The sequence below is a fragment of the Tardiphaga sp. genome (assembly GCF_041424195.1).
GTDB lineage: Bacteria > Pseudomonadota > Alphaproteobacteria > Rhizobiales > Xanthobacteraceae > Tardiphaga.
Map to the genome: position 1 here is coordinate 1 of NZ_JBGMOE010000179.1, position 25693 is coordinate 25693.

Genomic DNA, 25693 nt, shown 5'->3' on the forward strand with positions numbered 1-25693 from the left:
TATAGTGCTATTTCAATGACATAGGAGTTCGCATTTTTATTCGGAATGGCGCGCCCGGACAGCGGTGTCGTTTGGCCGCGGCTCTGGCGGCTCTTCAGGGGGGCGAGGCGCCAGTCTGCTCTTCTGGTTGCCCAAGGGGTGATACGGCCAGCAACTGAACGGAATTTAGTCAGTGCGATCGCAGGTCAGCCCGCATCCTTTCGCGCGATGAAAGCGCCGCGTTTGCGGCGGCCCGGCCGGTCGCATTGTATTCCTGATTAGCGAGCACAGCGCGGCCCAACCGGTCTCGCACATCGCGCGCCTGCGCGGCTCCACGGATTCTGATCACGGCGTCACCGCGCCGCCTTCTTTATCCCGCAAGAGTTCCAGGTCGGCGGAACTCTCGTCTCTGCCAGAGGTTTGCCCCCGACCGCGACGGGCGGTCGAGGGAGTCCCATGCTGTCAAATCTGCAGGTATTGCGCGGCGTAGCTGCCCTTGGCGTGGTGTTCTTCCACACCGGCTACAAACTTGCGGGCGATTGGCACACCGAATTCTTCGGGGTCTCCACCTTCTTCGTCATCTCCGGCTTCATCATGTGTTTCATCACCCGGAAGGGTGATGACGATTTTCTCGCCAAGCGCCTGGAGCGGATCGCACCGCTCTATTGGCTGTGCACGGCCGTGCTTCTTGTCGTGATGTTCGGATCTGCGCTGCTTGAGGCGGCGACATGGGCAAAGCCGCTGGATGGCCACGCGTCCGAGCCACTCTGGGCCTATGTCGGCCGCAGCCTGATATTCGCGCCGATCGGCGACAAATATCCGATCCTGAATGTCGGGTGGTCGCTGAATTACGAGGTTTATTTCTATCTGATCTTCGCAGCAGCGCTTGCGATCAGCCGCCGTCTGGCGCCGCCGATCGTTGTTGGATGCCTGGTGGCGTTGAACTATACCGCGGCCGCCATCTGCACGGCGGCTGCCTGCCACTATCTGTCCTTCGACTATACGAAATTCTTCATCGCCGGGATCGCGATCTTCTATGCGCTGCAGGTTTTTGCTCCCGCTGCACCACAACGCTCCATTGTCTGGATCGGCGCTGCACTCGTCGCACTCTGCTATGGGTCGCAATTCGCCGGGCCGCTATGGGCAAACAGCGTCACGCCGTCGGTTTATATGGCGCTCGCCGCAGCCGCGCCGGTCGTGATCGTCGCCAGTGCGCTGTTTGTCGAATATGCCGGCGGCGCCATAACCTGGCAGCCGCTGATTCTGATCGGCAATGCGTCCTACGCCATCTATCTCACCCATCCGATCGTTTTCGACGTCATGAAAACAGGTCATGAGCGATGGCTAGAACTGCCGACGCCCGAAGCATCGGCGATGATGATGCTGTGTTATGTCGCTATAGCCGGTGGCGCGGGCATCATCGTGCATCTCACCATTGAAAACCCGATGCTTCGCATGATCAGGCGCAGGCGGCAGCCGGGCATCAAAGCGCTCGCCTCAGGCAGTAAGCTTGATGCCGTGGGTCGACAGCATCAAGCCGCATAGGTTCTGCGTCAGCTCCGGATCATGTTGATCGAGACGTCGCGGATCTGGCCCTTGGAGCTGATCGAGACCAGCTGCTTGTTGCCCTTGGTGGTCAGGGTCAGGTTGGCGGCGAAGCCGGCGGCCTCGACGAAGACATCGATCTGGCCACCGCCGGCGCTGCCCTGCAGATTGCCGAAGATGTTGCGGCTGGCTTCGCCCCATGTGCCGGTGACCTGACCGCCCTGGCTCTTCACATCGCTGCTGAGTTCGAACTTGTAGCTGTCGCTGGCGCAGCGCAGGGACTGTTTCAGCGCAGTACCGCCGACAACGTTGTAGGTGGCGCGGCAGCGGATCTGCTGCGAAGAGCCATCCGACAGCGACACCGTGCCGCTGCCCCTCCACGAGCCGTCAAAGCCGGCAAAAGGGCCTGCCGACTGAGCCTGGCTCGCCGTCGCCGACAGCATCAGGATGGCGCCGACAGTGGCGGCCTTGAGCGTGTGTCCGATCAGATTTGCGCCGAATGAGGTCATGGTGATGGCTTTCTGTGTCTGGGGATGGCGGAGGGGAGGGATGCGATCAGGCATGACGCGTGAGCGTCAGATGGGCGAATTTCGCCGCCGCCGTATCAGAGGCGACCTGTGCGCCGTTGTAGGAGAAGGTGCCGATGCCCGGCGTGTCGTTCATCGCGGTGCCGGAGAATGACGGGCCGGCAAAGGCGAACGAGAAGGCGAGGATGAAACCGATGATGCGCATGCGACTGTCCCTGTTGGGCGGCGCAGTGTGCCGCGTCGTTGGACAGAGGGATAACCATGCCCGGTTTCAGGCGGTCTGCGTCGAGATGGATAATGGTTTCGTGGGGAGATCGTTTTGTTTCGCCGCGCGGCTTGCCACGAAACACAAAAAGGCCGGGCAGCGGTGCCGCCCCGGCCTCGATTGGGTTCAAGCCACGGAAATCAGGTGTTAGTCGACCGTCTGGATCACGTTGGAGATCGGGCGGGCATTGCTGGTTTTCACCGGCTGCACCTCGGCGGCAACCATCGCGTCGTAATCCGGCAGTGTCGCCAGCGTGTCCTTGGCGCGGATGAACACGACCTTGTAGCCGCCCGCCTTGAGCTGGTTGAGAATCTCCGGCAGGGCGGCAGCAGACCACTTGTGCAGGTCATGCAGCAGGATGATGCCTTTGCCCTTCTTCTTGAGCTGCGTCATCACCGAAGTGACGAGGGCGTCGGGCTTGTGAATCTTGAAGTCCTGCGAATCGATGTCGATCGAGAAGGTCGCGATGTTGCGTTCGGCGAGATGAGCCTTGAGCTCCGGCGTCTGACGCAATTGCGGGAAGCGGAAGAACGGCGCGATCGGCGTGCCGGCCATCATGGAGACGGCGCTGATGCCTTTCTCGATTTCGTCGGTGGCCTCCTGAGCGGGGCGAGATGCCAGGTTCTTGTGCGACCAGGTATGCGAGCCCACGGTATGGCCGGCTGCGATCACCTGCTTCAGCACCGCAGGATGCCAGGTGGCGTGTTTGCCGATCGGAAAGAACACCGCCTGGACGCATTGCGCGCTGAGCGCGGCGAGCACGGCGGGCGTCGTCACCGGCCATGGGCCGTCGTCGAATGTCAGCACCACTTCGCCGGGCTGCAGAAAATCATAATCGCGATATTGCGACAGGCCGAGGCCGGGGCCGCCGGTGGTGTCGATCTGGACGGTGCGCGACACGCCGAGCGCGTTGGGATTGTTGCAGACAGGCTTGGCAATGGCCGGGCGCTTCTCCACGGCCGGAGCGGCGGGCATCGGCGTGGCAGCCGGTGCGGCTGCGACGGCCTGCACGCGCGGCGGCGGTTCGGCCGATGCGGTCGAATTCGACTTCGGCGCGCGCGTGTCGATCGAGGCGGTGGTGATCTCGCCTTTGTCGGCTTTTGCGCTGGTCTGAGCGCCGGCGGGCCCGAAGAAATGCCAGGCGCCTGCGCCCGCAGCGACAACCGCCGTGAAAGAACCTGCAACGATCAAAAAAGGAAGTTTACGCATAATCACTCCGGCGCCCGAGGCCCACCTCGTTTCACCATTGAGCGAAATAGTTAATCAGGCGTATGCGCGGCGCTCTCTCAACGAGAAAATTCGTGTTTGTTCAACGCAATGCGCGTTATGCCGGTACGATGACCTTGCCGATCGGCCATAGTGCGATGCCGGCGAGCTTCAGATGTGCCCAGGCAAAGGGAATGCCGACGACGGTGATGGCCAGGGCCAGTGCCGCGAGGAGATGGCCGATCGCCAGCCACCAGCCGGCCAGCACCAGCCAGATGATGTTGCCGAGCAGGCCGAGCACACCTGTGCCGATGTCGCCGCGGCCGGTGACGGCCTCGCGGTCGACGGCCCGCTGGCCGAAGGGCAGCAGCGTATAGGCGGCAATGTTGAAGGCGGCGCGGGCCCAGGGCAGGCCGATGATGGTGATGGCCATGACGACCGCCGCAATCAGCCAGCCGACCGCCATCCCCAATCCGCCGAACACGATCCAGAGGATATTCAGAAACAGCGGGACGACGGGCATGGGGGCTCTCTGGTGATGCGCGGTAGACGGCGTTGTTTCCAACCTCTTAACAGATGGGATCTGGTTGCAGGATGACAATGAGGGGGGAGAGGGCCTCAATATCCCCGTCCGCCGGCGCGGGAATAGGCGGGACGGGCATTGTCCGTCGGCCGCGCCGATGTGCCGCGCATCGCGTCGCCGCCGCTGCGGGCCTGCGGCGCGAGTTCTTCCAGGAAGATCGGCTTGGAGAAATAGTAGCCCTGCGCATAGCGGATCTTGGTCGCGGCCTGCAGATAGGCGAGTTCCTCGAAGGTCTCGACGCCTTCCGCGATCACGGTCATGCCCAGCGCCTCGCTGAGCGACTCGATGGCGCGGAGGATGCCCTGGCTGCGCGGGCGCTTGTGGATGTCTGTGATGAAGGAGCGGTCAATCTTGATCTCGTCGGCGGTGATGTCCGCCAGCGCCGAGAGCGACGAATAGCCGACGCCGAAGTCGTCGATGGAGATACCGACGCCGAGCGCACGGAACATCGGCAGGATGTCATCCTGAAAATGCGTCTTGGCCACGAACGCGTCTTCGGTCACTTCGACCATGAAACGCGTCGGGCAACCGGTCTCCTCGAGCGCCCGAGCAAAGGAGAGCATGAATTCCGCATTGCCGGCCTGTTTGGCCGCGACATTGATGCTGATGCTGGCGCCGGCACCGAAGGTCTCGTCGATCAGCTCGATCGATTTCATGATCTCGGCGAGCACCAGATGGGTGAGCTCGTCGATCAGGCCGAGTTCGACCGCCAGATTGATGAAAGTACCGGGCGCCTGGATCACGCCATCGTCGTTGCGCAATCGCACCAGGGCTTCGATGCCTTTGATCTCCCGGGTCCGGATATCGACCTTCGGCTGAAATGCGCAGCAGAACTGCTTGTCTAGGATCGCCAGCCGCAGCGCCTGTTCGGTGGCCATGCGGGCCAGCGCCTCGCGTTCCATGCTGGAGTCGAAGAACACCGCGGCGCCCTTGGTCTCGTTCTTCACGCGATACATCGCGATATCGGCATTCTGATGCAGCGCGTCGTAGTCGCGGCCGTGTTCCGGATAGAGGCTGACGCCGATCGAGGCCGAGGCGAACACTTCGGAGCCGTCGATGAAAAATGGTGCGCGCAGCCGCTGCACCAGAAGATCGAGATATTCGGCGACTTCCTGCTGGCTCTGGATCGGGTTCAGCAGCAGCAGGAATTCGTCGCCGGAGATGCGTGACAGCATGTCGGTGCCACGCAGGTCGAGTGCCAGCCGCTTGGCAAACTGCACCAGCAGCGCGTCGCCGACGCTGTGACCGTAATAGTCGTTGATGTGCTTGAAATTGTCGATGTCGAGGAAGGCCAGTGCGAAATGTGATGCCTTGCTGGAATGGCCAATGACATCGCCGACGTGCTTCTCGATCACGCGCCGTGACGGCAGATCGGTTAGCTCATCGTAATAGGCGCGGTGAAACAGCTCTTCTTCCATCGCTTTCTGGCGACTGACGTCGGTGGCGCTGGACAGCAGCACGCTGCGGTCGCCGATCTGAACGGGGCGATGGGTTGTCAGAAACACCCGCCTGTCGCGTTCGGAATTGACGCGTTCCTCGAAGACGGCGGATCGGCCCGACTGCAGCAGGTCGAGCGCGGTGGCGCGCCGATGCGTCAGTGCCTGCGCCAGAAAATCCGATTGCGGGTCGGGCCGATTGAATTGATCTGCCGATGCATTGAACTGGATTGCCGCGGCATCGTTCACCAGCAAAAAGTCGCCCTGTTCGTCCTGCACCGTGACGGATGCCGGCAGCATGCGCACGATCTCGCGCAGCATCTCCAATTCGCGTATGGCATCCCTATCCACGAATCCGGTAGCAGCCTCGGTCGACGAGGTTGCGGTCGGGCGGTCGCTGTCCATTGGAGGGGCCGACGAGCCTGGGGCGGATGCGTTCTGCATGGTGGCCGAGCCTCGCAAAACGCCTTGTCGATTTGGTTAAATCGGTTCGCAAAACGCGGGTACTTGCGTAAATGCCGCACGATCTGGAGCGGTAGCGGTGCTGACGTCATTAACAAAGCGTCAATGACGGCGGCGAAAGCGCCAGATTGCTCGATGACGGCCTATACGATCATTCTCATGATGAGCCTTTGAGCAAAGCAATCTGAGTGTCACATGCCGCGATCTCAGCATGAAATTCTCCGCTCAGTCGTGCTGATCGCCCGTCAAGCTCTTGCATTCCGGCCCACGCGGTTGTGATCGCTGCGGGATGCAGGATTGGCGGAGAAAAATGCGTTGCATATGCCCGGAAGTTTGAAAGGAATGCCTCGTCATTGACCTAAGTCACAGTGCGCGCGTCGCTATTTTCCCGGGCCACTCGACAGACCCATGGCATGACACCATCCTCTCGCGGTGCCGCAATGGTCGCCCGATGCGAGAGAGACGTCGCCGATGAGCAATCCATCCAAAGCCAATATTCTCTGGTTCCTGCCGACCCACGGCGATGGACGTTATTTGGCATCGACCCATGGTGCGCGCGACATCGACTTCAAATATCTCCGCCAGATCGCGCAGGCCGCCGATCAGCTGGGCTATTTCGGCGTGCTGCTGCCCACGGGGCGCAGCTGCGAGGATTCATGGGTGGTTGCATCCGCTGTAGCCCCGTGGACCGAACAGCTCCGCTATCTCGTCGCCGTCCGGCCGGGCCTGCAATCGCCGAGCGTCGCCGCGCGCATGACCGCAACACTGGACCGTGTTACCAACGGTCGTCTCCTGATCAATGTCGTGACCGGCGGCGATCCCGTCGAGAACAAGGGCGACGGCATCTTCTTGGCCCATGACGAGCGCTATGCCGTCACCCGCGAATTCCTCAATGTCTATAACGACCTGCTGGCGGGCAAAACCGTCAATGTGCAGGGCAAGCATATCCAGATCGAGGATGGTCGCCTGATCTTCCCGCCGGTCCAGTCGCCGCGCCCGCCGCTCTATTTCGGCGGTTCGTCGGATGCCGGCATCGATGTCGCGGTGGACACCGTCGACAAATATCTCACCTGGGGCGAACCGCCGGCACTGGTTGCCGAGAAGGTTGCGCGCGTCAAGGCTGCTGCTGAAAAGCGCGGCCGCAAGCTGTCTTTCGGCATCCGTCTTCATGTGGTCGTGCGCGAGACCAATGAGGCAGCGTGGAAGGCTGCTGACGAGCTCATTCAATATGTCACCGACGATGTCATCGCCAACGCGCAGAAGACATTGGCGCGGCAGGACTCGGTCGGCCAGCAGCGCATGATGCAGCTGCATGGCGGACGTCGCGACAAGCTCGAGATCAGCCCGAATCTCTGGGCCGGCGTTGGCCTCGTGCGCGGCGGCGCCGGTACGGCGCTGGTCGGCGATGCGCAGACGGTGGCGGCGCGCATCAAGGAATATCAGGACGTCGGCGTCGATACCTTCATCATGTCCGGCTATCCGCATCTCGAGGAAGCCTATCGCTTCGCCGAGCTCGTCTTCCCGCTGCTGTCGCTGCAACAGCACGACAACGTCACATCGCTACGGACGCGCACCGGCCCGGTCGGTGAAATCGTGGCCAATGAACATCGCGCGCAGAGCGCCTCGTAATTCCGACAGGCACGCCATCATGAGCATCGTTGAAATCCTTCCCCGCGTTCGCAGCTTCCGCTTGCCTGGTATCGATGGCCTGACCCAGTGGATCGTGCCACTGGTTATCCTGCTCGTCTGGCAGGCCGCTTGCGTCACCGGTTACGTGCCGGCGCGGGTGATGCCGGCGCCGACCGATGTTGCACTGGCTGGCTGGAAGCTCCTGATTTCGGGCGAACTCGTCCAGAATATCTGGGTGTCGTTCTGGCGTGCGTCCGTCGGCTTTCTGATCGGCGGCAGCATCGGCTTTGCCTTCGGCCTCGCCAACGGTCTCTCGCAGCTCAGCAGCAAGCTTACCGACACGACGCTGCAGATGGTGCGCAACGTGCCGCATCTGGCGCTGATCCCGCTGGTCATCCTGTGGTTCGGCATCGACGAGTCAGCCAAGCTGTTCCTGGTGGCGCTTGGCGTATTCTTCCCGATCTATCTGAATACGCTGCATGGTATCCGCACCGTCGATCCGCAACTGATCGAGATGGGCCACATCTATGGCATGAGGAATGGTGAACTGTTCCGACGCGTGATCTTCCCGGGTGCGCTGCCGTCGATCTTCGTCGGCGTGCGCTTCGCGCTCGGCATCATGTGGCTGACGCTGATCGTGGCCGAAACCATCGCGGCGTCGTCGGGCCTTGGCTACATGGCGATGCAGGCACGCGAGTTCATGCAGATCGATGTCGTCGTCCTCAGCATCCTGATCTACGCGCTGCTGGGCAAGGTGGCCGACAGCGCCTCGCGCGCGCTGGAACGGCTGACATTGTCCTGGCATCCGGCCTTTCAGAAACATTGAGCGAACTTCGGAAGCGAGAATTTGAAATGACCGTGCAACAGTCTCTTCGCCTCAGTCATGCCGATGCTCAGGTCATCGATGCGCCCGCCGATTTCGAACAGGCCCTCGCCACGCAGGCGCGGCGCCCGTCCGAGTCGAAGTCCCGCGGGCTGTCATTGACCATCCGCGGCCTCCGCAAGTCTTTCGGCAGCAATGAAGTGCTCCGCGGCGTCGATCTGCATATTCCTGCCGGTCAGTTCGTGGCCATTGTCGGCCAGAGCGGCTGCGGCAAGAGCACGCTGCTCCGTCTGATCGCAGGCCTTGACGCCCCGACTGCCGGCACGATCAGCTTCGGTGAGGAAACCCGTGCGGAAGACATCCGCGTGATGTTCCAGGAACCGCGCCTGTTGCCATGGGCTAGCGTACTCTCGAATGTGGAAGTTGGCCTGGGGGCCGACCGGACATCGGCCGATGCCAAGGCGCGCGCTGAAAGTGCATTGACGGAAGTCGGCCTCGCTGAGAAGCGCGATCAATGGCCGTCCGTCCTGTCAGGTGGCCAGAAGCAGCGTGTTGCATTGGCTCGCGCACTGGTCAGCCATCCGCGCGTGTTGGCGCTGGACGAACCGCTCGGTGCGCTCGATGCGCTGACGCGTATTTCGATGCAGCAACTGCTCGGCCGCGTATGGCACGACCAGACCTTCACCTCGATCCTGGTGACGCATGATGTGTCCGAGGCCGTGGCGCTGGCGGATCGCGTGCTGGTGATTGAAGACGGGCGTATCGCACACGATATCAATGTCGATATCGCGCGGCCGCGGCAGCGCGGCTCGGCAGATCTTGCGGCGCTTGAAGGTTCGATCCTGCGCAATCTGCTCGGCCCGGGAGCCGACGCCACTGGCTTGTGAGACTATTGTGACCTGCGAGGCTGCCATGAATTCCGTCGTTCGTAATATCGTTGTCGATCGTGAGGTGTCCTCCGGTCGTGAGGTCTCTTCGCAGGAATTCCGCGGCGCCATGCGGGTGCTGGCTGGCGGCGTCAGCGTCATCACCGTCGGGTGCGGCAACGACATCACCGGCATGACGGTGACGTCGGTCTCGTCGCTGTCGGTCGATCCGCCGACGCTGATTGTCAGCGTCAACAGGGAGTCGTCGTCCTGGCCGCTGCTGCAGCGCTACGGCGTCTTCGGCGTCAACATTCTGTCGGCTGATCAGCTTGACGTGGCCGAGCGGTTTTCGGGCAAGGGCGGATTGAAGGGCGCAGACCGTTTCGTCGGAGCGCAGTGGGTGACCCGGATAACCGGCGTGCCGCTGCTGGCGGGCAGCCTTGCGGCAATCGATTGTGACGTCGAGGAAGTCATCGAGCGCCACTCCCACGCCATCGTCATCGGCCGCGTCCGTGATGTCATCACCTCCGTCCCGCACACCGCGCTGACCTATTGGGACGGGCAGTATGTTGCGATCGACCAGAACGAAGACAACCTGAAACTCGCCGAAGTCAGCGTGCCCAGCATGCGGGCGCTCCGGGAGATCTGAGGCCCGGTCGTTACCCCTCAGTGTGTTTGCGAGACTTCTCCACCATCATTCCGGGCGCGGCCGGCGCCCCGGAACAACGTCGCTGGCTCGCTCGCAAACATTTTTTCCTATATTGCTGACAGTATCCCAAGCAGGACTATCCTCCGCTCGTCCGGTTCACGAGGGGCGCTTCTAGAGGCGTCTTGCAGTGGGACACGGATGCGGCGCCTGCGGGCGTGGGGTGAACCTCGGACGCGCAAGCGCCGCGAGAATGCGACAGCGTGGCTGTTTGAAATTCACATCGGCAAGGACGGGCTGACGTCAGTGAAATCCATCCTGGCAGCGCGGATGGATAAGAAAACGAGCTTCACTTCGTCAACAATGCAAACGAGCCGTTCCAGTCCGCTGGCGGCGGGGTCTCCTGATAGGCGCGGACGCGCTTCTCGTAGAGCTCGTAGAGCGTCTCGAGCGCATTCGCGACATCGGACTTGCGGCCGCGATCGATGGCGAACAATACACCGTCCCAGTCGCGACGACGATAGCAAGCCAGCATTTCTATGGTCAGGTTGCGCAGCGTCTGGAAGCGTTCCGAATGCGTCACGTCCTCGCGTCCGGCGATGGCGTAGATCACCTCCGGTTCTTTCTTGCCCTTCACCATGATGAAGTCGAGTTCGAGAATGGCGAACCTGTCCTTGACGGCGAGCGCGGTCTTCGAGCCGACGATGATCGGGAAACCGTATTCTTTCGATTGCCCTTCAAGGCGCGACGCCAGGTTGACGCTGTCGCCTAGCACCGAATAGTCGAAGCGCAGGTCCGATCCCATATTGCCGACCACGCAGATGCCGGTATTGAGGCCGATGCCGACATTGATCGGGATATAGACGTGGCCGCCCTGCGCGGCTTCGTCTTCACGCAACTTGTTCAACGCGTCGATGCGATCCAGCATGTCGAGGGCGGCGTGGCAGGCATTGATCTGGTGCTGGTCGTCATCGAGCGGCGCATTCCAGAACGCCATGATGGCATCGCCCATATATTTGTCGATGGTGCCCTTGCGATCGAGGATCGCATTGGTCAGCGGCGTGAGAAAACGATTCATCAGTGTGGTCAGGCCGTGCGGATCGTGCTTGTAGGATTCCGATATGGTCGTGAAGCCGCGTACATCCGAGAACATGATGGTCATCTCGCGCTCCTCGCCGCCGAGCACCAGCTTCTCCGGTGACTGCGCAAGCTGCGCGACCAGCGCCGGCGACAGATACTGGCTGAAAGCCGAGCGGATGCGGCGGCGCTGCGCCTGCTCGCGTACGAAATTGCTGAAGATGAGCGTGAGATAGATCAGTGTGGTCGAGAGCAGCGGATAAGTGAAGTCGATCAGCAGGCGATGCTGCGTGTAGAAGTACCAGGACGTGCCGGCGAGCAACGCCGCGAATACTGCGCCCATGATGACCAGAATAACAGGCCCGAACATCGGGGCCAGCCAGATCACGATGATGCCGAGAATGATCGCAATGCACAGTTCGGCGCCCCGTGTATAAGCCGGCTGCGACAGAACGGCTTTTGTCAGCGCGCTCTCCAGCACCTGGGCATGAACCTCGACGCCGGGGATCACGGCATCGAGCGGTGTCGTCTTGGTATCGAGCAGGCCGACCGCCGAGGTGCCGATCAGCACCAGATGCCGCGCGATCATGCCGGGCTGCACCGTGCCGTCGAGCACGTCGGATGCCGAGACATAGATGCCGGGATCGTGCTTGGCGAAATGCACCCAGAGCTGGCCGTTGCTGTCGGTCGGAATTTCGAAGCCTCCGGCGCGGATGCTCTTGATGCCGGCGCTATCGGACTTGACGAGGATCGTGTCGGCACCCGAGGCGACGCGCAGCATCTCGAAGCTCAGCGAGGGCATCGTCACGCCCTGGGTCAGCATCAGCATTGGCACGCGGCGCACGATCCCGTCGCGTTCGTTGCGGATCGAGAACAGGCCGCGGCCTGCGGCAGCTTTCTCCAGCACGTCGACATTGCGTAATAGCCCCGGGAAATCCACCATAAACCGCTGCGGCTCGCCGCCAAGCGTTGCGAGGCCGGTGGTCGGCAACGCCTTGTCGAGCCCCGGAACCTCATAAGGCAGGCCGGATTCGCCCAGCACCACGCGAGATCGCCGGATGGCGTCGGCGAATACCTGATCGTTACTTGGCAGCGTCTTCAGCCGGGCTCGCAGCTCGTCGTCGAGGCCGGCAAAGCTGTCGGCAGCCAGCGCCGGATTCAGCCGGTCGGGCTCGGGGAACACGACGTCGAAGGCGATGACGACGGCGCCGAGTTGAGTCAGCCGCGTGACCAGTTGGGCGAGCAGTGTCCGTGGCCATGGAAACTGGCCGTATTTGGCAATGCTCTTCTCGTCGATATCAATGATGGTGACGGGCTTCGCCGTTTTCACCCGCGGCTGAATCACCTGATAGGTATCGAAAACGCGTAGCCGCAATTCCTCGATCGCGGGCGGGTCGGCGATACGCAGCGCTGCGAGGCCCAGCAGCAAGACAAGACAGAATGCACGTGCGCGACCGAACTGCGACGCCAGTCGTCTCACTTGCTGCATGCGCTTCATGGTTGCTGGATCATTTCTCGCGGAAGGCGCGCATCAACTGATCGCTCAGCGGCTTGGCGAGATAGGACAGCATGGTGCGGTCGCCGGTCTGCACGAAGGCTTCGACGGGCATGCCGGGGATCAGGCGCACATCGCCGAGCTTGGCGACTTCCGACGCCGGCATCGAAATCCGGATCGTGTAATAGCTCTGCCCGGTGCGCTGGTCGGTCGTCGTGTCCGGCGAGACGCGGCTGACGGCGCCGTTGAGCTCCGGCGTGGTGCGCTGGTTGAAGGCGGAGAGCCGCAGCAGCGTCTTCTGGCCGATCTGCAGCTTGTCGATATCCTGCGGATTGACCCGCGCTTCCACCGACAGATTGTCGGTCTGCGGCACGATCAGCATGATGGCGTCGCCGGCGGTGATGACGCCGCCGATGGTGTGCACCGTGGATTGCAGCACCATGCCGTCCTGCGGTGCGCGAATGTCGATGCGGCGCAGCTGGTCCTCGGCGGTGACCTTGCGTTCGACGAACTCGCCGATCTTGTCATTGGTCTCGCGCAGATCCTTGGAGACCTCGCTGACGAGATCCTTGTCGATCTGGAAAATCTGCAGCTCGATTTCGGTGATCTTGCCCTTGGCCTGGGCGCGGGCCGCGATGAACTGCGCGCGTTCGCCGGCGAGGCGCGCGGCGTCGCGTTCCAGCACGGTCAGGCGCGAGATCTGCACGAGCTGCTGATCGAACAGACCGCGGACGCCGACGAGCTCCTTCTCGACCAAGGCGATCTCGCGGGTCTTGGCGGTCTCCTGCGCTGTCAGGCCGGCAATCTCCTCGTTGAGCTGGGCGATGCGTTCACGCAGCTGCTGCTTTTGCCCAACGCGGCCGGTCGAGCGCACATTGAACAGCTTTGTTTCGCTGGCGATGACATTCTTCACGTCGTCGTCGGCGATCTGCTCGAGCAGCAGCGTCGGAAAGGTGATGAATTCAGCACCGCGCTGCTCCGCTTCCAGCCGTGCCGCGCGGGCCCACAATCCGTTGAGGTTCTTGGTGACGATGGCGAGGCCGGCCTTGGTCACGGTATCGTCGAGGCGCACCACGACATCCCCGGCTTTCACCACGTCGCCGTCGCGCGCGCGCACTTCGCCGACCACGCCGCCGGTCGGGTGCTGGACTTTCTTGACGTTGGAATCGACGACCACCGAGCCCGGCGCAATCAGGGCGCCGGAGATCTGCGCGGTCGAAGCCCAGCCGCCCAAACCTCCGGCCAGAATGAGCACGACGGCAAGGCCGATCATCAGATGCAGGCGAATGGAACGGCGCGAACCTGTGAGCGGGGCGGTCATGGCTTGGCAACTCCGCCGTCGGCGACGATCTTGATCGGCTGCGGCGCCGGGCGCTGCAGCACTTGGCCGAGCACGGTCTCCTTCGGTCCGAATGCCTGCATGCGACCGTCCTTCAGCACCAGCAGCATGTCGACGCCTTCGATGCCGATCGGCCGGTGTGCCACGACGATGACGATGGCGCCGCGCGTGCGGGCCGCGCGTACGGCCTTGGTCAGCGCTTCGTCGCCTTCGGTATCGAGATTGGAATTGGGTTCGTCCAGAACGATCAGGAACGGATCGCCGTAAAGCGCCCGCGCCAGCGCGATGCGTTGGGCCTGGCCGGCCGAGAGAACGCCGCCGTGATCGCCGACCTGTGTGTCGTAGCCTTCGCGCATGCCGACGATGAGGTCATGTACGCCGGCCTGCCGTGCGGCAGCGATGATGTCGTCATCCTTCGCGTCGGGATTGAAACGGCAGATATTGTCGGCGATGGAGCCTGCGAACAGTTCGACATCCTGCGGCAGGTAGCCGATATGGCGGCCGAGATCGTCCGGCGCCCATTGCTCAAGCGCCGCGGCGTCGAGCCGAACATGACCACGCACCGGCTTCCAGACGCCGACCAGCGCGCGCAGCAATGATGATTTGCCGGAGCCCGACGGTCCGATGATGCCGAGGCCGTTGCCGGCCGCCAGTCCAAAAGTGATGTCGCTGACCGTGATCTTCTGCTCACCGGGCGGGGCGATGCTGACGCTTTCGACGGTCAGTTTCTGGGATGGATTTTGCAGCTGGGTCAGCGCTGCCTGTTCGGGTAGAGCGTGCAGCAGCCCGTTGAGCCGATGCCAACTCTGCCTTGCGGTGACAAACCCCTTCCAGTGCGCAATCGCCAGATCGACCGGCGCCAGCGCGCGGGCGCTGAGGATCGAGCCGGCAATGATGATGCCGGCGGTCGCTTCCTGATTGATCACGAGATAGGCGCCGACGCCGAGCACTGCTGACTGCAGGATCATGCGCATCACCTTGGCGATGGCGCCGAGGCCGCCGGCCACATCGCTGGTGCGCTGGTTGCCGGCCAGATAGGTTTCATTGGCCTCGCGCCAGCGCTCTGTCAGCCGTCCGGCCATGCCCATCGCGACAACGACTTCGGCATTGCGCCGGCTGGCCGAAGCAATGCCGCTGCGGCGAGCCGCAAGACCGTTGGCCTCGCGCGCAGGTTCGCGGGTCATGATTTCCGTAAGGATCGTCAGGCCCACCAGCAGCAGCGCGCCGACCAATGCAGTGACGCCGATCATCGGATGAAAGGCAAAGCAGATCGCCAGATAGAGCGGCAGCCAGGGCAGGTCGAACAGCGCGCTCGGTCCCATGCCGGAGAGGAATGAGCGAACGTTGTCGAGATCGCGCAGCGGCTGCAGGCCTTCGTTGTGCCCGCCGGCAAGGAGCGGAAGCCTCACGACGGTCTGGAACACGCGGGGGCTCAGCGCCTCATCCAGCGAACTGCCGATCCGCACCAGAATGCGGCCGCGCAGCAGGTCGAGAACACCCTGGGCCACGTAGAGTCCGCCGGCCAGGATGATGAGACCGACGAGGGTCGGCACGCTGCGGCTCGGCAGCACGCGGTCATAGACCTCGAGCATGAAGAATGAGCCGGTCAGATACAGGATATTGATCATGCAGCTCATCAGCCCGACGCCCAGAAAGGCACCGCGGCAGGCGCGCAAGGCATCGCCGAGCTCGGTCCGCGCCGGCAGGCTGGAGGTTCGTGACAGGCTACGCTGCATCGTCAAACCTTTGCGGATCATGCGGAGAGAAGTCGTCAGGCGCCAAGCACCACCCCAAGCTTCGATCAGGCGGACATTATGCCATCAGTCAGGCGACTTGTGCAGGTGCCGTCCGCGGGACGGTTAACGGTGGAGCCGCGTTACGCCACGCTGGAATAGGGGTGCACGATGAAGTCGCTGGCGTGCAGCTGGGACATGTGCACGTTATTGAGTTGTAGCGTGTCACCGCCATCGAGGTGGATCAGGGTATTATTTCCCTTTTGCTCGATTCCGCCCGACAGCTCCCAAAGGGTCAGCTTCAAATCGCCGAAGGGGCCTGAAAGATTGGGCACACCACGAATGTGGTCGAGCACGATCTTGTCGATGCCGACTTCGAAGTCCGTGATGACATCCTTGTCAGCCGAGCCGCTATGTGGCCCGAAGACAAATTGATCGGCGCCTTTGCCACCCGTCAACGTATCGCTATTGCCCGTCGCGAAGATGACGTCATTTCCGGCCGTGCCGTTCAGTGACACCTGCGTATTGGGCTGAAGAAACGCTGTATTGAAGATGAAATTGACATGATCGCTGGCGCCGAACCCGTCGGTGACCGTGACGGAAACGGTTGCCTGAGGTGTGTCCGAGTTGGTCGGCTTAAAAATGAAGCCATCTTCGAGATAATGATCGATGGACGACAATGATCCTGATTTGACCCCCGTGCCGTTGATGTCCAGTTGATAGTTCTCACCACCGGACCAATCCTTGTCCGACACCGAGATATCGGAAATCTTGAAAGAGCCGTCGCGGAGTTTGGAAAGTTCGGTCGATGACGTGTCGATGTCCGGCGCGTCGTTCTTCCAGGTCATCTCGGTGCCGCCGTGGTGGTCGGAGTCGATATCGAGATGTTTCAGTACGCCTGGATCGGTCAGGGTGAAGTAGTCGTTCTTGCCCCAGCCGTAATGGACGTCGACGACGCCGTTGTGCTGGTCGAACCAGAGCTGCCAGGGTGAAATGCCCTGCAATTCGATCGAGTCGCCATAGGACAGACCGGAGACGGTCCCGACGAAGTGGGATCCGCGATCCAGGATCAATTCGTCGCTGCTGATGCCGGAGAATGTCACATTGGCATCCGACCAGCCGCCGAACTCCAGCGTACCGCCGCTGATCTTCGCGGTGCCGTGACCGGTGACATTGCCGCCGATCTCGAACAGGCCGGCATAGGCTTCGATGGTCCCGTAATTGACCAGATCGCCCTTGATTTCGAGACCGCCGGTGGCCATCGACGCGATGACACCGAAATTGATCAGGCTGCCCTTGCCGGTGTCGATGATCAGTGCGTGCGAATAGTCGGATGCGATGATCTTGCCGTCGCATTCATTGAGGATGCTGAGCTTGCCGTCGCCGAGCTTGCCGTAGCCATTGATCGTATTGTCGGCATTGACGAGCTTCGAGCTGAGCGAATCGCCGGTGATCCGGTCGGCGCTTCCGTCGAGCGTCACGGTGCCTTCGCCATCGAGCGTGACCGTGCCATGGATCAGCAGGGTCGCGCCGGCCGTGTGATCATCGATCAGCAGCGTACCGGTATTTTGCACGACGCCATTGACCTCGAGCGTCGTGCCCGGTGCGAGTTGGATATCGCCGTCATTCACCAGTGTGCCGGTGACATTCAGCGTTCCGGTGCCGGTCAAATCGAGCTCGGCCTCGGCTCCGATGTGCAGCCCGGCGATTTCCAGCAGGCCGTTGAGATTGAAGGTGACTGTCCCCGTATCGATATAGACGATCTCGTCTGCCGTCGGGACGATTCCGAGCGACCAGTTGCCCGGCGTGGTCCAATTGTGGTCGCCGGCATTACCGGTCCAGACATTTGAAGCGCCGAGGCCGATGATTGCATGGGTTGCAGAGCTGATGATCGCTTCGTTAGTCCCGTCGCCGTCGGTGTAACTGACGATGACATAGACGGTCAGGCCGACATCTGCGGCAGTGAGGATGTAGCTGCTGCCCGTGGCCTGCGAAATCGCGACGGGGGCATTGGAGCCGGGGCTCAAGCGATACCATTGGTAGTGAAACGGCCCCAGCCCATCGACATCGGCCACGCTGCCGGTCTGGGCGGTGATCGTCGCGCCCTCCTGAAATGTTCCGGCGATCGTGACCTCTCCGGTGGGCAAATCATTGACCGGCGTGACGTCGAGCGCCGCATGGCCATCAACCGACGTCACGCCGTCGGAGATCCGATACGTAAATGACACGGGTCCGTTGTAATTGGCCGAAGGCGTGAAGGTCCAGGTGCCGTCTTCGTTTGCGGTGAGTGTTCCGCAGCCGTTCGCAATTTCAAGGCCGGTCACGTGCAGCGTCTGGCCGTCGGCATCCGTGGCATGGGCCAGCAGTTGCGCTTCTGTGATGATCAGACAATGGTCTTCCGCGATGGGTGCCAGCGTCACATCGCTGCCGGCAACCGGGGCATGGTTTTGACCGGGCGCGACCGTGCCCTCATAGGGGGCGCTGAGATTGTTGTGGCTGCCCCCATCGTCGACCTGCACCGTGAAGGTGGGCTGACTGGTGGTGCCGTCACTGACGAAGCGGACATGATGTTGGGCGAGCTGCTCGCTCGTGAAAGTGTAAGAGGTCTCGGAGGTGCCCGTCTCGTTGGCTACACTCAGGCGCTGAAACACGGAATTCGTTGCCGGCACCCATTCGGTGCCGTCCCATATTTCAAACGCGCCGCCAGTGACGTTGCTCACCGTGAAAGTGAAGTCGGTCGTTCCGTCGGGATCGCTGACCGTGAAGCTTGTATCGCTCAGCACCGTCACGCCGCCGAGGACGACTTCGATCGATGTGCCGGTGATCGCCGGCGCGTCGTTGACGCCTGTGATCGTGATCGTCTCGGTCTGCGCCACGCTCGCGCCGTGGGCATCGATGATATTGTAGGTGACAGTGATCGTCGCCGTCTGGCCTTCGCCAAGATAGGCAAAGGCGTGTGGATCGACATGGAGGGTGGTGCCTGTCAGCGTCACGCCGGTCGGGGCTGCCTGCTGTGCGGCGCCGCCATTCAGCGCGAACTTGACGTTACCAACGGTCAGGGTCGCCGTTTCGCCAAGGTCCGCGTCGGAAGCGCCGGCCAGCAGGTTGAAACTCTGCGCGCCGTCATCCTGGCTGGCCGCAGCGGTCAGCGCAGATGCAACGACCGGCGCGTCATTGGTGCCATCGACGGTGAAGGTCAGCGTCTGATGCGTCGTATCCGGCCCTGACTGACTGTCGAAGCCGATGGTGTAGACGGCCTTTTGACCCGCGCCGAGAAACTTGAACAGCGCCGGATCGTAGCTGACATGACCGGTCGCCGGATCTACGGTGATCAGTGTCTTGAGATCGAGCGAGCTGGGCGTGCCACTCGGGCCCGTCGCAGAAATGATATGCGCAGTACCGGGGACGTAGGGAGTCGGAACGTCGCCGACGTCCGGATCGGTGATCTGGACCTGATCCTTGATCTCGAAGCTGGTCTTGTCGATCGGCAGCATCACGACAACCGGCGCAACGGTGATGGTCGGCGCCGTGTTGAAGCGCGTAACCGTAACGATGGTCGGTGGCGTAATCGGGGAGTCGCCCGGCAGGTTGATTGGCACCTGGAAGGGCTGGCCCGGCAACACATCTGGCAGCGGAATGAATTTCAGCGGGTCCGGGCTGGTGCCGGAATTGGGATCGGCTGGCGAGGATCCGCCGCCCGAGCCATTGCTGCGCGGATTGGCGTTCGGAACGTAGTTTGGAAAATAGGTCTGTAGCGTTTGCTCAATGATCGCCCGCGCGATCGGCGTCAGCGGGTCGGCGATGCCGGTGGACGTATCACCATTGCCGAGCACGCTGGTCACCTGACCGGCTGCATTCACGGTGCCGATGATCTGGCCGCTCGTCTTGCTATACAGCACGTAGGAACCGGTCACGCCGTTGGGCTCGACCAGAACCTGGAATTTCACCGGCAGCGCACTGCCTTGTCCCGGAACCTCGAAACCGATTTCGACCAGCACGGCGGTGCCGCGAATGCCCATGGTGGCAACCGGCGTATCGACGCGCATGTTGCCATGCTTGGCAGTTTCGCCGGCAACGAAGGTGATCGTGCCCTGAACGAGGCTGAGCAGGGATGAGTTTGACGATCCGTTGGGATCGTAGACCATCTCGTTCAGTACCATGCGTGCGTTGGCCGAGAGGCCAAACACGGTGCCATCGACGAAAGTCAGGGTCAGCGATGAGTCCCCGCCCGCCTGGACCACGTCGCCCTTCTGCACCTGATCGCCGACATTCAGCATCACCGACACGCCGTTGCGGATAGCGGTGGCGCTGCCGCTCAGCTTGCTGACGGTGCCGATGACCTGGGCTGCAGCATTGGCGCCGCCGCCGAGCTGGGCGAGCTGCACTTCGCCAACAAGGGCGGTGACGAGATCGCCGGACAGCTGCGCGCCATCAGGCGACGACAGAGCTGCGCGCAGCGAACCCTTGAAATAGTCGGAGAGGACGTGTTCGTGCCCGTCCTTGGACAGCACGAGATCGACGCCGGAGCGCTTGTAGTCGCCGGAGAACAGCAGGTTGGCATCCTGCACGACAATCGTGGGGCCGGCTGTATGGGCGGAAAACGTATGGCCAATACCACCGCCGCCAGCTGCCGGTTCGGTCGGCGCAGCGCCAGATTGCAAAAAATCGAATGTACCCGCGTAGCTCAATTCCGACCGCGCATGGTTATGGTTATTAATTGGCTAATTTGCGAGCCATGCATACCACCGCAGGGTGCAATGCGATAGTGGACGCCCGCGCATCTTTTTTCCGTCTATCGACTGATTTGTGAAATCATCCGGATGTCACTGATCCATATAGTGAATTTCCGTTAACGATAATCAGAGTTCAGTCGGTGTTCCCTGGTGAGGAACTCGATACCTGCGGGACGAATGTTTGAGGTAATATAATCCTCCGAATGTCCGGTTGTCGACGATTTCGATAAAATTGTAGCCAAACCGGCGAGGCCCTTTTCAGCCTGTCCACGAACTTCGTCGAACCGACTAACCCCTTTTAATCAGGCCGAAAATCAGCCGCCTCATGATCGCCCCACAAACGATCCGGTCACGTGTGAGCAGTCCCGCTCGCCGATGCTCGGACAGACGGGGCGTCTATCATGTGGACTTCTGCTGTTATGCGCATGCGCTGCGCGTCTGTGCTGGCTCTGGGGCTGGCGATTTTCGCGGCGCCCGCTGATCTCATGGCCGGAACGGCCTTTCCTGACCAGGCAATCGGCGCTGTCGAACGGCCTTCGGAGCCGTTTGGCCTGGCCACATCGGCGCTGCCGGACGGCGAACTCAAAGCCAAGTGGCGTGGGGTGGAGCGCGAGCACGACGACGAACAGCTCGCCCTCGAGCTTTGTGCTGAGACGCCTGCCCGTTGCTCGCCGGAGGCGGCGCAGTTCCTGGCCATCATCGGCGACGCCAGCGCACGTGATGGGCGCGCCCGCATGGGCGAGGTCAATCGTTCGATCAATCTGGCCGTTCGACCGGGTGATGATCTTGCGCTCTATGGCGCAATGGATGTGTGGCGCTCGCCCCTGGCACTGCTCGCCACTGGCGCAGGCGATTGCGAGGACTATGCCATTGCCAAGTTCACCGCGCTGCGCGCCGCCGGTGTCGCGGCCGATGATCTGCGGGTCGTGATCCTGCGCGACACGCTGCGCCAGGAAGACCACGCCGTTGCGGCAGCCCGTCTCGATGGCCGCTGGTTCATGCTCGACAACCGTCGCATGGCGATGGTCGAGGACGTCAATATGAAGAACTCAAGGCCGCTCTTCGTGATGGATCACAACGGTATCCGGCAATATATCGATGCGCCGCTACTCGCAGCTACGCAGGGTCCCGTTGCGGATGAAGCGGCTCTGACCACGCTGGCATCCAGCGCCAAAAGAGCATCGGGCCGCCCCGCGCTGTAAGCGGAACGGCCCTTATCGATGGAAGCTTCGATCGGTCGCCTGATTCAGGCCGCGCGGACCTTGGTGAGGAAGTCCGTCACCGCCGATTGCAGCATGCCGGCCTGCCCGTCGAGCTCACGTGCGTCGTTGAGAACCTGGCCGGCCGCTTGTCCTGTGGCGGAGGCTGCCGCGTTGACGCTGCCGATATTGGTGGCGATTTCGCTGGAGCCAGTGGCCGCTGCCTGAATATTGCGGGCGATTTCACGGGTCGCAGCGCCTTGCTCCTCGACGGCCGACGAGATCGCCATCGAAATTTCGCTCATCTTCTCGATGGTCGCACTGATATTGCCGATCGCCGAGACGGCATCGCCGGTTGTCGACTGCATGCTGGCGACCTGCGCCGAGATTTCCTCCGTCGCCTTGGCCGTCTGCGTTGCCAGGGCCTTCACTTCCGAGGCGACGACGGCGAAGCCACGCCCGGCTTCGCCGGCACGGGCGGCCTCAATGGTGGCATTGAGCGCCAGGAGGTTAGTCTGTGCGGCGATCGTGTCGATCAACTGAACCACAACGCCGATCTTCTCAGCCGCGCCGGACAGGAGCTGAACCGTTGCGTTGGTTCGGTCGGCTTCGCCGACGGCCTGCCGCGCGATCTCGGTCGATTGCGCGACCTGCCGCGAGATTTCCTCGACGGAGGCGGTCAGTTCTTCCGCTGCGGCGGCAACGGTCTGTACGTTGTTCAGCGCCTTCTCGGATGCCATGCTGACGCTGGCGACGCGATCGGTGGTTTCGGTTGCGGTGTTGGTCATGGAGGATGCGGTGGCCTGCATTCCGGCCGCGGACGTCGCAACCGATTTCACGACGCCGTTGACGCTTTGCTCGAAGCCATCGGCAAGGCTGTTCATTGCCGACTTGCGTTCTGCTGCCGCGCGCTGCTGGACGGCGACCTCCTCCTGCTCAAGGCCATGCATGCGGATAGCGTTGTCCTTGAACACCTGCACCGTCGTGGCCATCGCACCGATCTCGTCGCGGCGGCCGGCGCCGGGAATCTCGGCTTCCAGCTTGCCGTCAGCGATGTCTCGCATGCATGTGCCGAGCTGGCTCAGCGGTTTCGTGATGCTGCGAGCGATGAACCAGGCGATCAGTCCGGCAATAGCAGCGATACCGAGGATCGCTGTTGCCAGTGACCAGATGATCGGCGTCAGCTTCGCATCGAGATCGTCGAGATAGGCGCCGGTGCCGACGAACAGATTCCAGTCGGGCACGGCGACCGCATAGGAGAACTTGCGGATCGGCTCGGTCGTGCCAGGCTTCATGTATTCATAGTACAGCGTGACATCGCCCTTGGCGGCGATGCCATCGCGCAACTCGCGGGTCAGGGCACGGCCGTTGGTCGGGATGTCCAGCCTGTTGGTGCCGTACTGTTTCGGATCGGGCGTCACCAGCGCGATGCCGTTCATGTCATAGGAGAAGATGTAGCCGTTGCCCTTGTCATAAGTCATCGTGCGGGCGCGCTTGAGGAATTCCTGGATCGCAGCGTCCTTTGTCAACTCGCCGGCCGCCACCTGCTTCTGCAGGCCGAGGGCCATATTGCGCGCCGTTTCGACAATGGCGTGAACCTGCTCCATGCGGGCAGTGCGCATCTCGGCGCTGACAAGGCGCGTCGCTTGCAGACCGGCCACGCAGAGGCCGAGCAGAGTGACGGTGAGGAGAAGTCCAAGCTTGGCAGAAATCGGAAGATCATTGAGCAACTTCACGGAAAGGTTCTCCAGCAATCGCGAGCCATGCCTGGATGGCGGTACAATGCTGCACGATACGCAGATGCGTCTTAGAACTTCATTAATCGTAATCTTCGTGCGTCAATGATGGTTGCGGCTTTGAAAATTCGCCACGATGCTTGCAAATTCAGTGGGCTGCGGGTCGCACTGACTCCAAATACGCCTTGCGCTGTCGCGCTTCAGAGGCGTCAAATGCAGATCATAAAAACAACGGGGAAACGATCATGGGGCGTCTCGACAACAAGGTCACTGTCATCACCGGCGCGACGAGCGGTATCGGGTTCCGTACAGCGGAAGTCTTCATCGAGCAGGGTGCGAAAGTTGTGATTGCCGGGCGTCGTGCTCCGGAAGGCGAGGCACTTGCTTCGAGGCTCGGCGCAAATTGCAGTTTCCGTCAGACCGATGTCACCGATGAAGCGCAGATGAGCGCATTGATCGGTCACGCGGTCGAGAAATTCGGCCGTATCGATTGTCTGTTCAACAATGCCGGTGGTCCGGCGCAGACCGGCGGTATCGAAGGCCTCGAAGTCGATCGTTTCGATGCAGCTATGGCGACACTCGTGCGCAGCGTCATGCTCGGCATGAAACACGCCGCCCCGCATATGAAGAAGCAGGGTTCGGGCAGCATCATCAACAACGGCAGCATTGCCGGCCGGCTCGCCGGCTATTCGTCCTCGGTGGTCTATGGCGCCGCCAAGGCTGCGGTCATCCATTTGACCAAATGCGTGGCGATGGAGCTCGGCGAGAGCGGCGTGCGCGTCAACAGCATCTCGCCAGGCGCCATTGCGACCGGAATCTTCGGCAAGGCGCTGGGATTATCGGTGGAAGCAGCCGAGCAGACGCCGGTGCAGATGCGCGAGGTGTTCAAGGCTGCACAGCCGATCCCGCGCGCGGGTCTGCCCGACGATATCGCCCATGCCGCCGTCTTTCTCGCCAGCGACGAGTCGTCTTTCGTCAATGGCAACGACCTGGTGGTCGATGGCGGTGTCACCGGCGGCCGCAACTGGAGCCAGCAGCAGCAGGGCTATGTCGCGATGCGCAAGGCGTTCGGCCAGGACAATGGCTGACGGGCAGGGTGCGAAGAATGTCCATCACATGCGATGTGATCGCACTGCGGCTGCTTGAAGCCCGCTATGTGTCTGTGGCCGATGAAGGCGCGCAGCTTACGATGCCGCTGAACCAGTTGCGGTGGTTGAGGCTGGCGTCTTTGGCGCGATGCGGCGATGCCGCTGCAGAAAGGACAAACCTGCGCCGGTCACCTGAACGACGGAGCCATGTCCGTCGATGTGCCTGCGCGTGGCAAATCCACGGTCGGTGCAGTCTTCCCACACCGTCAGTCGCGGGCACGATGTCCGCCATGTGTCTAGCACGTCAGCATAGGATCTGGGTTCGCGCGCGATCCATTCCAGCAGATCGAGGATCAGGGGATCAAGGTCATGAGAATCGAAGTCATGAGAATCGAAGTCTTTGGGCATGGCTACACCGCCCCGTGCTATCGATACGTCTATAATTAGAACCGCGAGGCATTCCATGTCCAGAACTTTGCGAGCCATACTTGTCGCTGTGGCGACCCTTGCTGCTACGGCCGGTATGCTTGTTGCGGCGCAGGCCCAAACCAGGCCCAAGGTCACGACGCTTGGTCCGGATTTTCCGAAGACCGAGATCTTCATCGGCAACAGCTTCTTCTATTTCAACAACAGCATGCACAGCCACGTGTTGGGAATGGTACGTGCCGCCGATCCCGCCAACAGGACGAGCTATCAGGCGACCTCGGTGACCATCGGCGGCTCCGGCTTCGAATGGCACGATGTCGAGAGCTATTTCCGACCCAATGCCATCGCGTCCTATTCCTTCGACGATAATAACAACATCATCTTCAACAAGCGCGAGCCGTTGTTCGATGCTGCGATCATGATGGATTGCAGCCAGTGCCCGATCCATCCCAAGCTGACGTCGGTCTTTACTGAATATGCGAAAAAGGATGCGGACATCGTCAGGGCACACGGCGCGAAACCGGTCTTCTTCATGTCCTGGGCCTATGAGGACAAGCCGGAGATGACGCAGCAACTGGCCGAGGCCTATACCGTCGCCGGCAATGACAATAATGCCCTGGTGATTCCGGCAGGTCTGGCATTTGCCAGGATGCGCGCGAAGCAGCCCGAGCTCACTCTGTACCAGCCCGACAGGCGTCATCCGAGCATGGCAGGCACATACCTTGCGTCCTGCGTGGTCTTCAGTGCGCTGACGGGCCGCTCGCCGGTGGGCAATCCGTATCTCGCGGGTCTCGATGAAGCGACTGCGAAGATACTGCAGACGGCGGCGTGGGAAACGGTGCAGGACTATTACGGGAAGTGAGCGCCACATTCTCCGTCATGGCCGGGCGTGCCCCGGCC

The 25693-nt window shown here is 61.8% G+C and carries 18 protein-coding genes and 1 pseudogene; 8 read left to right on the forward strand and 11 right to left on the reverse strand.

Annotated elements, in window-relative coordinates; genetic code table 11:
* Positions 1–435 precede the first annotated feature (435 nt).
* Positions 436–1524 (forward strand): acyltransferase family protein, encoded by a 1089-nt coding sequence (locus ACEK02_RS24035; RefSeq protein WP_371424030.1) that lies wholly within the window; start codon positions 436–438, stop codon positions 1522–1524.
* A gap of 8 nt (positions 1525–1532) precedes the next feature.
* Here the strand turns inward: ACEK02_RS24035 and ACEK02_RS24040 are convergent, their stop codons facing one another.
* From ACEK02_RS24040 to ACEK02_RS24060, 5 genes are all read right to left on the reverse strand, one after another.
* A complete protein-coding gene (locus ACEK02_RS24040) occupies positions 1533–2033 on the reverse strand; it encodes a hypothetical protein (RefSeq protein WP_371424031.1) in 501 nt (166 codons plus the stop codon).
* A gap of 46 nt (positions 2034–2079) precedes the next feature.
* Positions 2080–2256: a hypothetical protein gene (locus ACEK02_RS24045; protein WP_371424032.1), complete on the reverse strand. Its 177-nt coding sequence runs from the start codon at positions 2254–2256 to the stop codon at positions 2080–2082.
* A 207-nt stretch (positions 2257–2463) separates the two neighbouring features.
* Positions 2464–3525 carry a polysaccharide deacetylase family protein gene (locus tag ACEK02_RS24050; RefSeq protein WP_371424033.1) on the reverse strand — a complete coding sequence of 354 codons (1062 nt, stop codon included), beginning with the start codon at positions 3523–3525 and terminating at the stop codon, positions 2464–2466.
* A 115-nt stretch (positions 3526–3640) separates the two neighbouring features.
* Entirely contained in the window at positions 3641–4045 is a 405-nt protein-coding gene (locus tag ACEK02_RS24055; RefSeq protein WP_371424034.1) for a YccF domain-containing protein, read from the reverse strand.
* A gap of 95 nt (positions 4046–4140) precedes the next feature.
* The gene (locus tag ACEK02_RS24060; protein WP_371424060.1) at positions 4141–5862 is read right to left on the reverse strand and encodes a putative bifunctional diguanylate cyclase/phosphodiesterase; all 1722 of its coding nucleotides are present in this window, start codon (positions 5860–5862) and stop codon (positions 4141–4143) included.
* Positions 5863–6474: 612 nt separating this feature from the next.
* Here ACEK02_RS24060 and ssuD point away from each other — a divergent pair.
* From ssuD to ACEK02_RS24080, 4 genes and pseudogenes are all read left to right on the forward strand, one after another.
* Entirely contained in the window at positions 6475–7632 is a 1158-nt protein-coding gene (gene ssuD / locus ACEK02_RS24065; RefSeq protein ID WP_371424035.1) for an FMNH2-dependent alkanesulfonate monooxygenase, read from the forward strand.
* A 19-nt stretch (positions 7633–7651) separates the two neighbouring features.
* Positions 7652–8458 (forward strand): ABC transporter permease subunit, encoded by an 807-nt coding sequence (locus ACEK02_RS24070; RefSeq protein WP_371424036.1) that lies wholly within the window; start codon positions 7652–7654, stop codon positions 8456–8458.
* Between the two features lie 239 nt (positions 8459–8697).
* Positions 8698–9342 (forward strand): annotated as a pseudogene (locus ACEK02_RS24075) (ABC transporter ATP-binding protein); the annotation flags it as partial.
* A gap of 25 nt (positions 9343–9367) precedes the next feature.
* The gene (locus ACEK02_RS24080; RefSeq protein ID WP_371424037.1) at positions 9368–9970 is read left to right on the forward strand and encodes a flavin reductase family protein; all 603 of its coding nucleotides are present in this window, start codon (positions 9368–9370) and stop codon (positions 9968–9970) included.
* A gap of 346 nt (positions 9971–10316) precedes the next feature.
* Here ACEK02_RS24080 and ACEK02_RS24085 read toward each other — a convergent pair whose 3' ends face one another.
* The 4 genes from ACEK02_RS24085 to ACEK02_RS24100 all read right to left on the reverse strand — a co-directional run bounded on the left by ACEK02_RS24085 (position 10317) and on the right by ACEK02_RS24100 (position 20179).
* Complete coding sequence (locus ACEK02_RS24085; protein WP_371424038.1) at positions 10317–12542, reverse strand: CHASE2 domain-containing protein; 2226 nt, start codon at positions 12540–12542, stop codon at positions 10317–10319.
* A gap of 10 nt (positions 12543–12552) precedes the next feature.
* Positions 12553–13860 (reverse strand): HlyD family type I secretion periplasmic adaptor subunit, encoded by a 1308-nt coding sequence (locus ACEK02_RS24090; protein ID WP_371424039.1) that lies wholly within the window; start codon positions 13858–13860, stop codon positions 12553–12555.
* Positions 13857–15614 (reverse strand): type I secretion system permease/ATPase, encoded by a 1758-nt coding sequence (locus ACEK02_RS24095; RefSeq protein ID WP_371424061.1) that lies wholly within the window; start codon positions 15612–15614, stop codon positions 13857–13859. Before ACEK02_RS24095 ends, ACEK02_RS24090 begins: the two co-directional genes overlap by 4 nt.
* Before the next feature lie 140 nt (positions 15615–15754).
* Positions 15755–20179, reverse strand: coding sequence for a cadherin-like domain-containing protein (locus ACEK02_RS24100; RefSeq protein ID WP_371424040.1), 4425 nt, complete (start codon positions 20177–20179; stop codon positions 15755–15757).
* A gap of 566 nt (positions 20180–20745) precedes the next feature.
* On the opposite strand from ACEK02_RS24100, the gene ACEK02_RS24105 reads away from it, so the two are divergent.
* Positions 20746–21546: a transglutaminase-like cysteine peptidase gene (locus tag ACEK02_RS24105; RefSeq protein ID WP_371424041.1), complete on the forward strand. Its 801-nt coding sequence runs from the start codon at positions 20746–20748 to the stop codon at positions 21544–21546.
* Positions 21547–21590: 44 nt separating this feature from the next.
* Here ACEK02_RS24105 and ACEK02_RS24110 read toward each other — a convergent pair whose 3' ends face one another.
* Positions 21591–23279, reverse strand: a complete 1689-nt coding sequence (locus ACEK02_RS24110; protein WP_371424042.1) for a methyl-accepting chemotaxis protein — start codon at positions 23277–23279, stop codon at positions 21591–21593.
* A gap of 245 nt (positions 23280–23524) precedes the next feature.
* Between ACEK02_RS24110 and ACEK02_RS24115 the strand changes: the two genes are divergently transcribed.
* The gene (locus ACEK02_RS24115) at positions 23525–24367 is read left to right on the forward strand and encodes an SDR family NAD(P)-dependent oxidoreductase (protein WP_371424043.1); all 843 of its coding nucleotides are present in this window, start codon (positions 23525–23527) and stop codon (positions 24365–24367) included.
* 96 nt (positions 24368–24463) lie between these two features.
* Here ACEK02_RS24115 and ACEK02_RS24120 read toward each other — a convergent pair whose 3' ends face one another.
* Entirely contained in the window at positions 24464–24775 is a 312-nt protein-coding gene (locus ACEK02_RS24120; RefSeq protein WP_371424044.1) for a hypothetical protein, read from the reverse strand.
* A gap of 55 nt (positions 24776–24830) precedes the next feature.
* Here ACEK02_RS24120 and ACEK02_RS24125 point away from each other — a divergent pair, with 55 nt between their 5' ends.
* A complete protein-coding gene (locus ACEK02_RS24125) occupies positions 24831–25655 on the forward strand; it encodes a DUF4886 domain-containing protein (RefSeq protein WP_371424045.1) in 825 nt (274 codons plus the stop codon).
* The last annotated feature ends 38 nt before the right edge of the window (positions 25656–25693 follow it).

Excerpts from the sequence above, each read along its gene's own strand:
- ACEK02_RS24095 (WP_371424061.1), bottom strand. The coding sequence starts at position 15,614 with ATGCAGCGTAGCCTGTCACGAACCTCCAGCCTGCCGGCGCGGACCGAG.
- ssuD (WP_371424035.1), top strand. The coding sequence starts at position 6,475 with ATGAGCAATCCATCCAAAGCCAATATTCTCTGGTTCCTGCCGACCCAC.
- ACEK02_RS24040 (WP_371424031.1), bottom strand. The coding sequence starts at position 2,033 with ATGACCTCATTCGGCGCAAATCTGATCGGACACACGCTCAAGGCCGCC.
- ACEK02_RS24055 (WP_371424034.1), bottom strand. The coding sequence starts at position 4,045 with ATGCCCGTCGTCCCGCTGTTTCTGAATATCCTCTGGATCGTGTTCGGC.
- ACEK02_RS24080 (WP_371424037.1), top strand. The coding sequence starts at position 9,368 with ATGAATTCCGTCGTTCGTAATATCGTTGTCGATCGTGAGGTGTCCTCC.
- ACEK02_RS24060 (WP_371424060.1), bottom strand. The coding sequence starts at position 5,862 with ATGCTGCGCGAGATCGTGCGCATGCTGCCGGCATCCGTCACGGTGCAG.
- ACEK02_RS24090 (WP_371424039.1), bottom strand. The coding sequence starts at position 13,860 with ATGACCGCCCCGCTCACAGGTTCGCGCCGTTCCATTCGCCTGCATCTG.
- ACEK02_RS24125 (WP_371424045.1), top strand. The coding sequence starts at position 24,831 with ATGTCCAGAACTTTGCGAGCCATACTTGTCGCTGTGGCGACCCTTGCT.
- ACEK02_RS24050 (WP_371424033.1), bottom strand. The coding sequence starts at position 3,525 with ATGCGTAAACTTCCTTTTTTGATCGTTGCAGGTTCTTTCACGGCGGTT.
- ACEK02_RS24085 (WP_371424038.1), bottom strand. The coding sequence starts at position 12,542 with ATGAAGCGCATGCAGCAAGTGAGACGACTGGCGTCGCAGTTCGGTCGC.
- ACEK02_RS24070 (WP_371424036.1), top strand. The coding sequence starts at position 7,652 with ATGAGCATCGTTGAAATCCTTCCCCGCGTTCGCAGCTTCCGCTTGCCT.
- ACEK02_RS24045 (WP_371424032.1), bottom strand. The coding sequence starts at position 2,256 with ATGCGCATCATCGGTTTCATCCTCGCCTTCTCGTTCGCCTTTGCCGGC.
- ACEK02_RS24105 (WP_371424041.1), top strand. The coding sequence starts at position 20,746 with ATGTGGACTTCTGCTGTTATGCGCATGCGCTGCGCGTCTGTGCTGGCT.
- ACEK02_RS24035 (WP_371424030.1), top strand. The coding sequence starts at position 436 with ATGCTGTCAAATCTGCAGGTATTGCGCGGCGTAGCTGCCCTTGGCGTG.
- ACEK02_RS24115 (WP_371424043.1), top strand. The coding sequence starts at position 23,525 with ATGGGGCGTCTCGACAACAAGGTCACTGTCATCACCGGCGCGACGAGC.
- ACEK02_RS24120 (WP_371424044.1), bottom strand. The coding sequence starts at position 24,775 with ATGCCCAAAGACTTCGATTCTCATGACTTCGATTCTCATGACCTTGAT.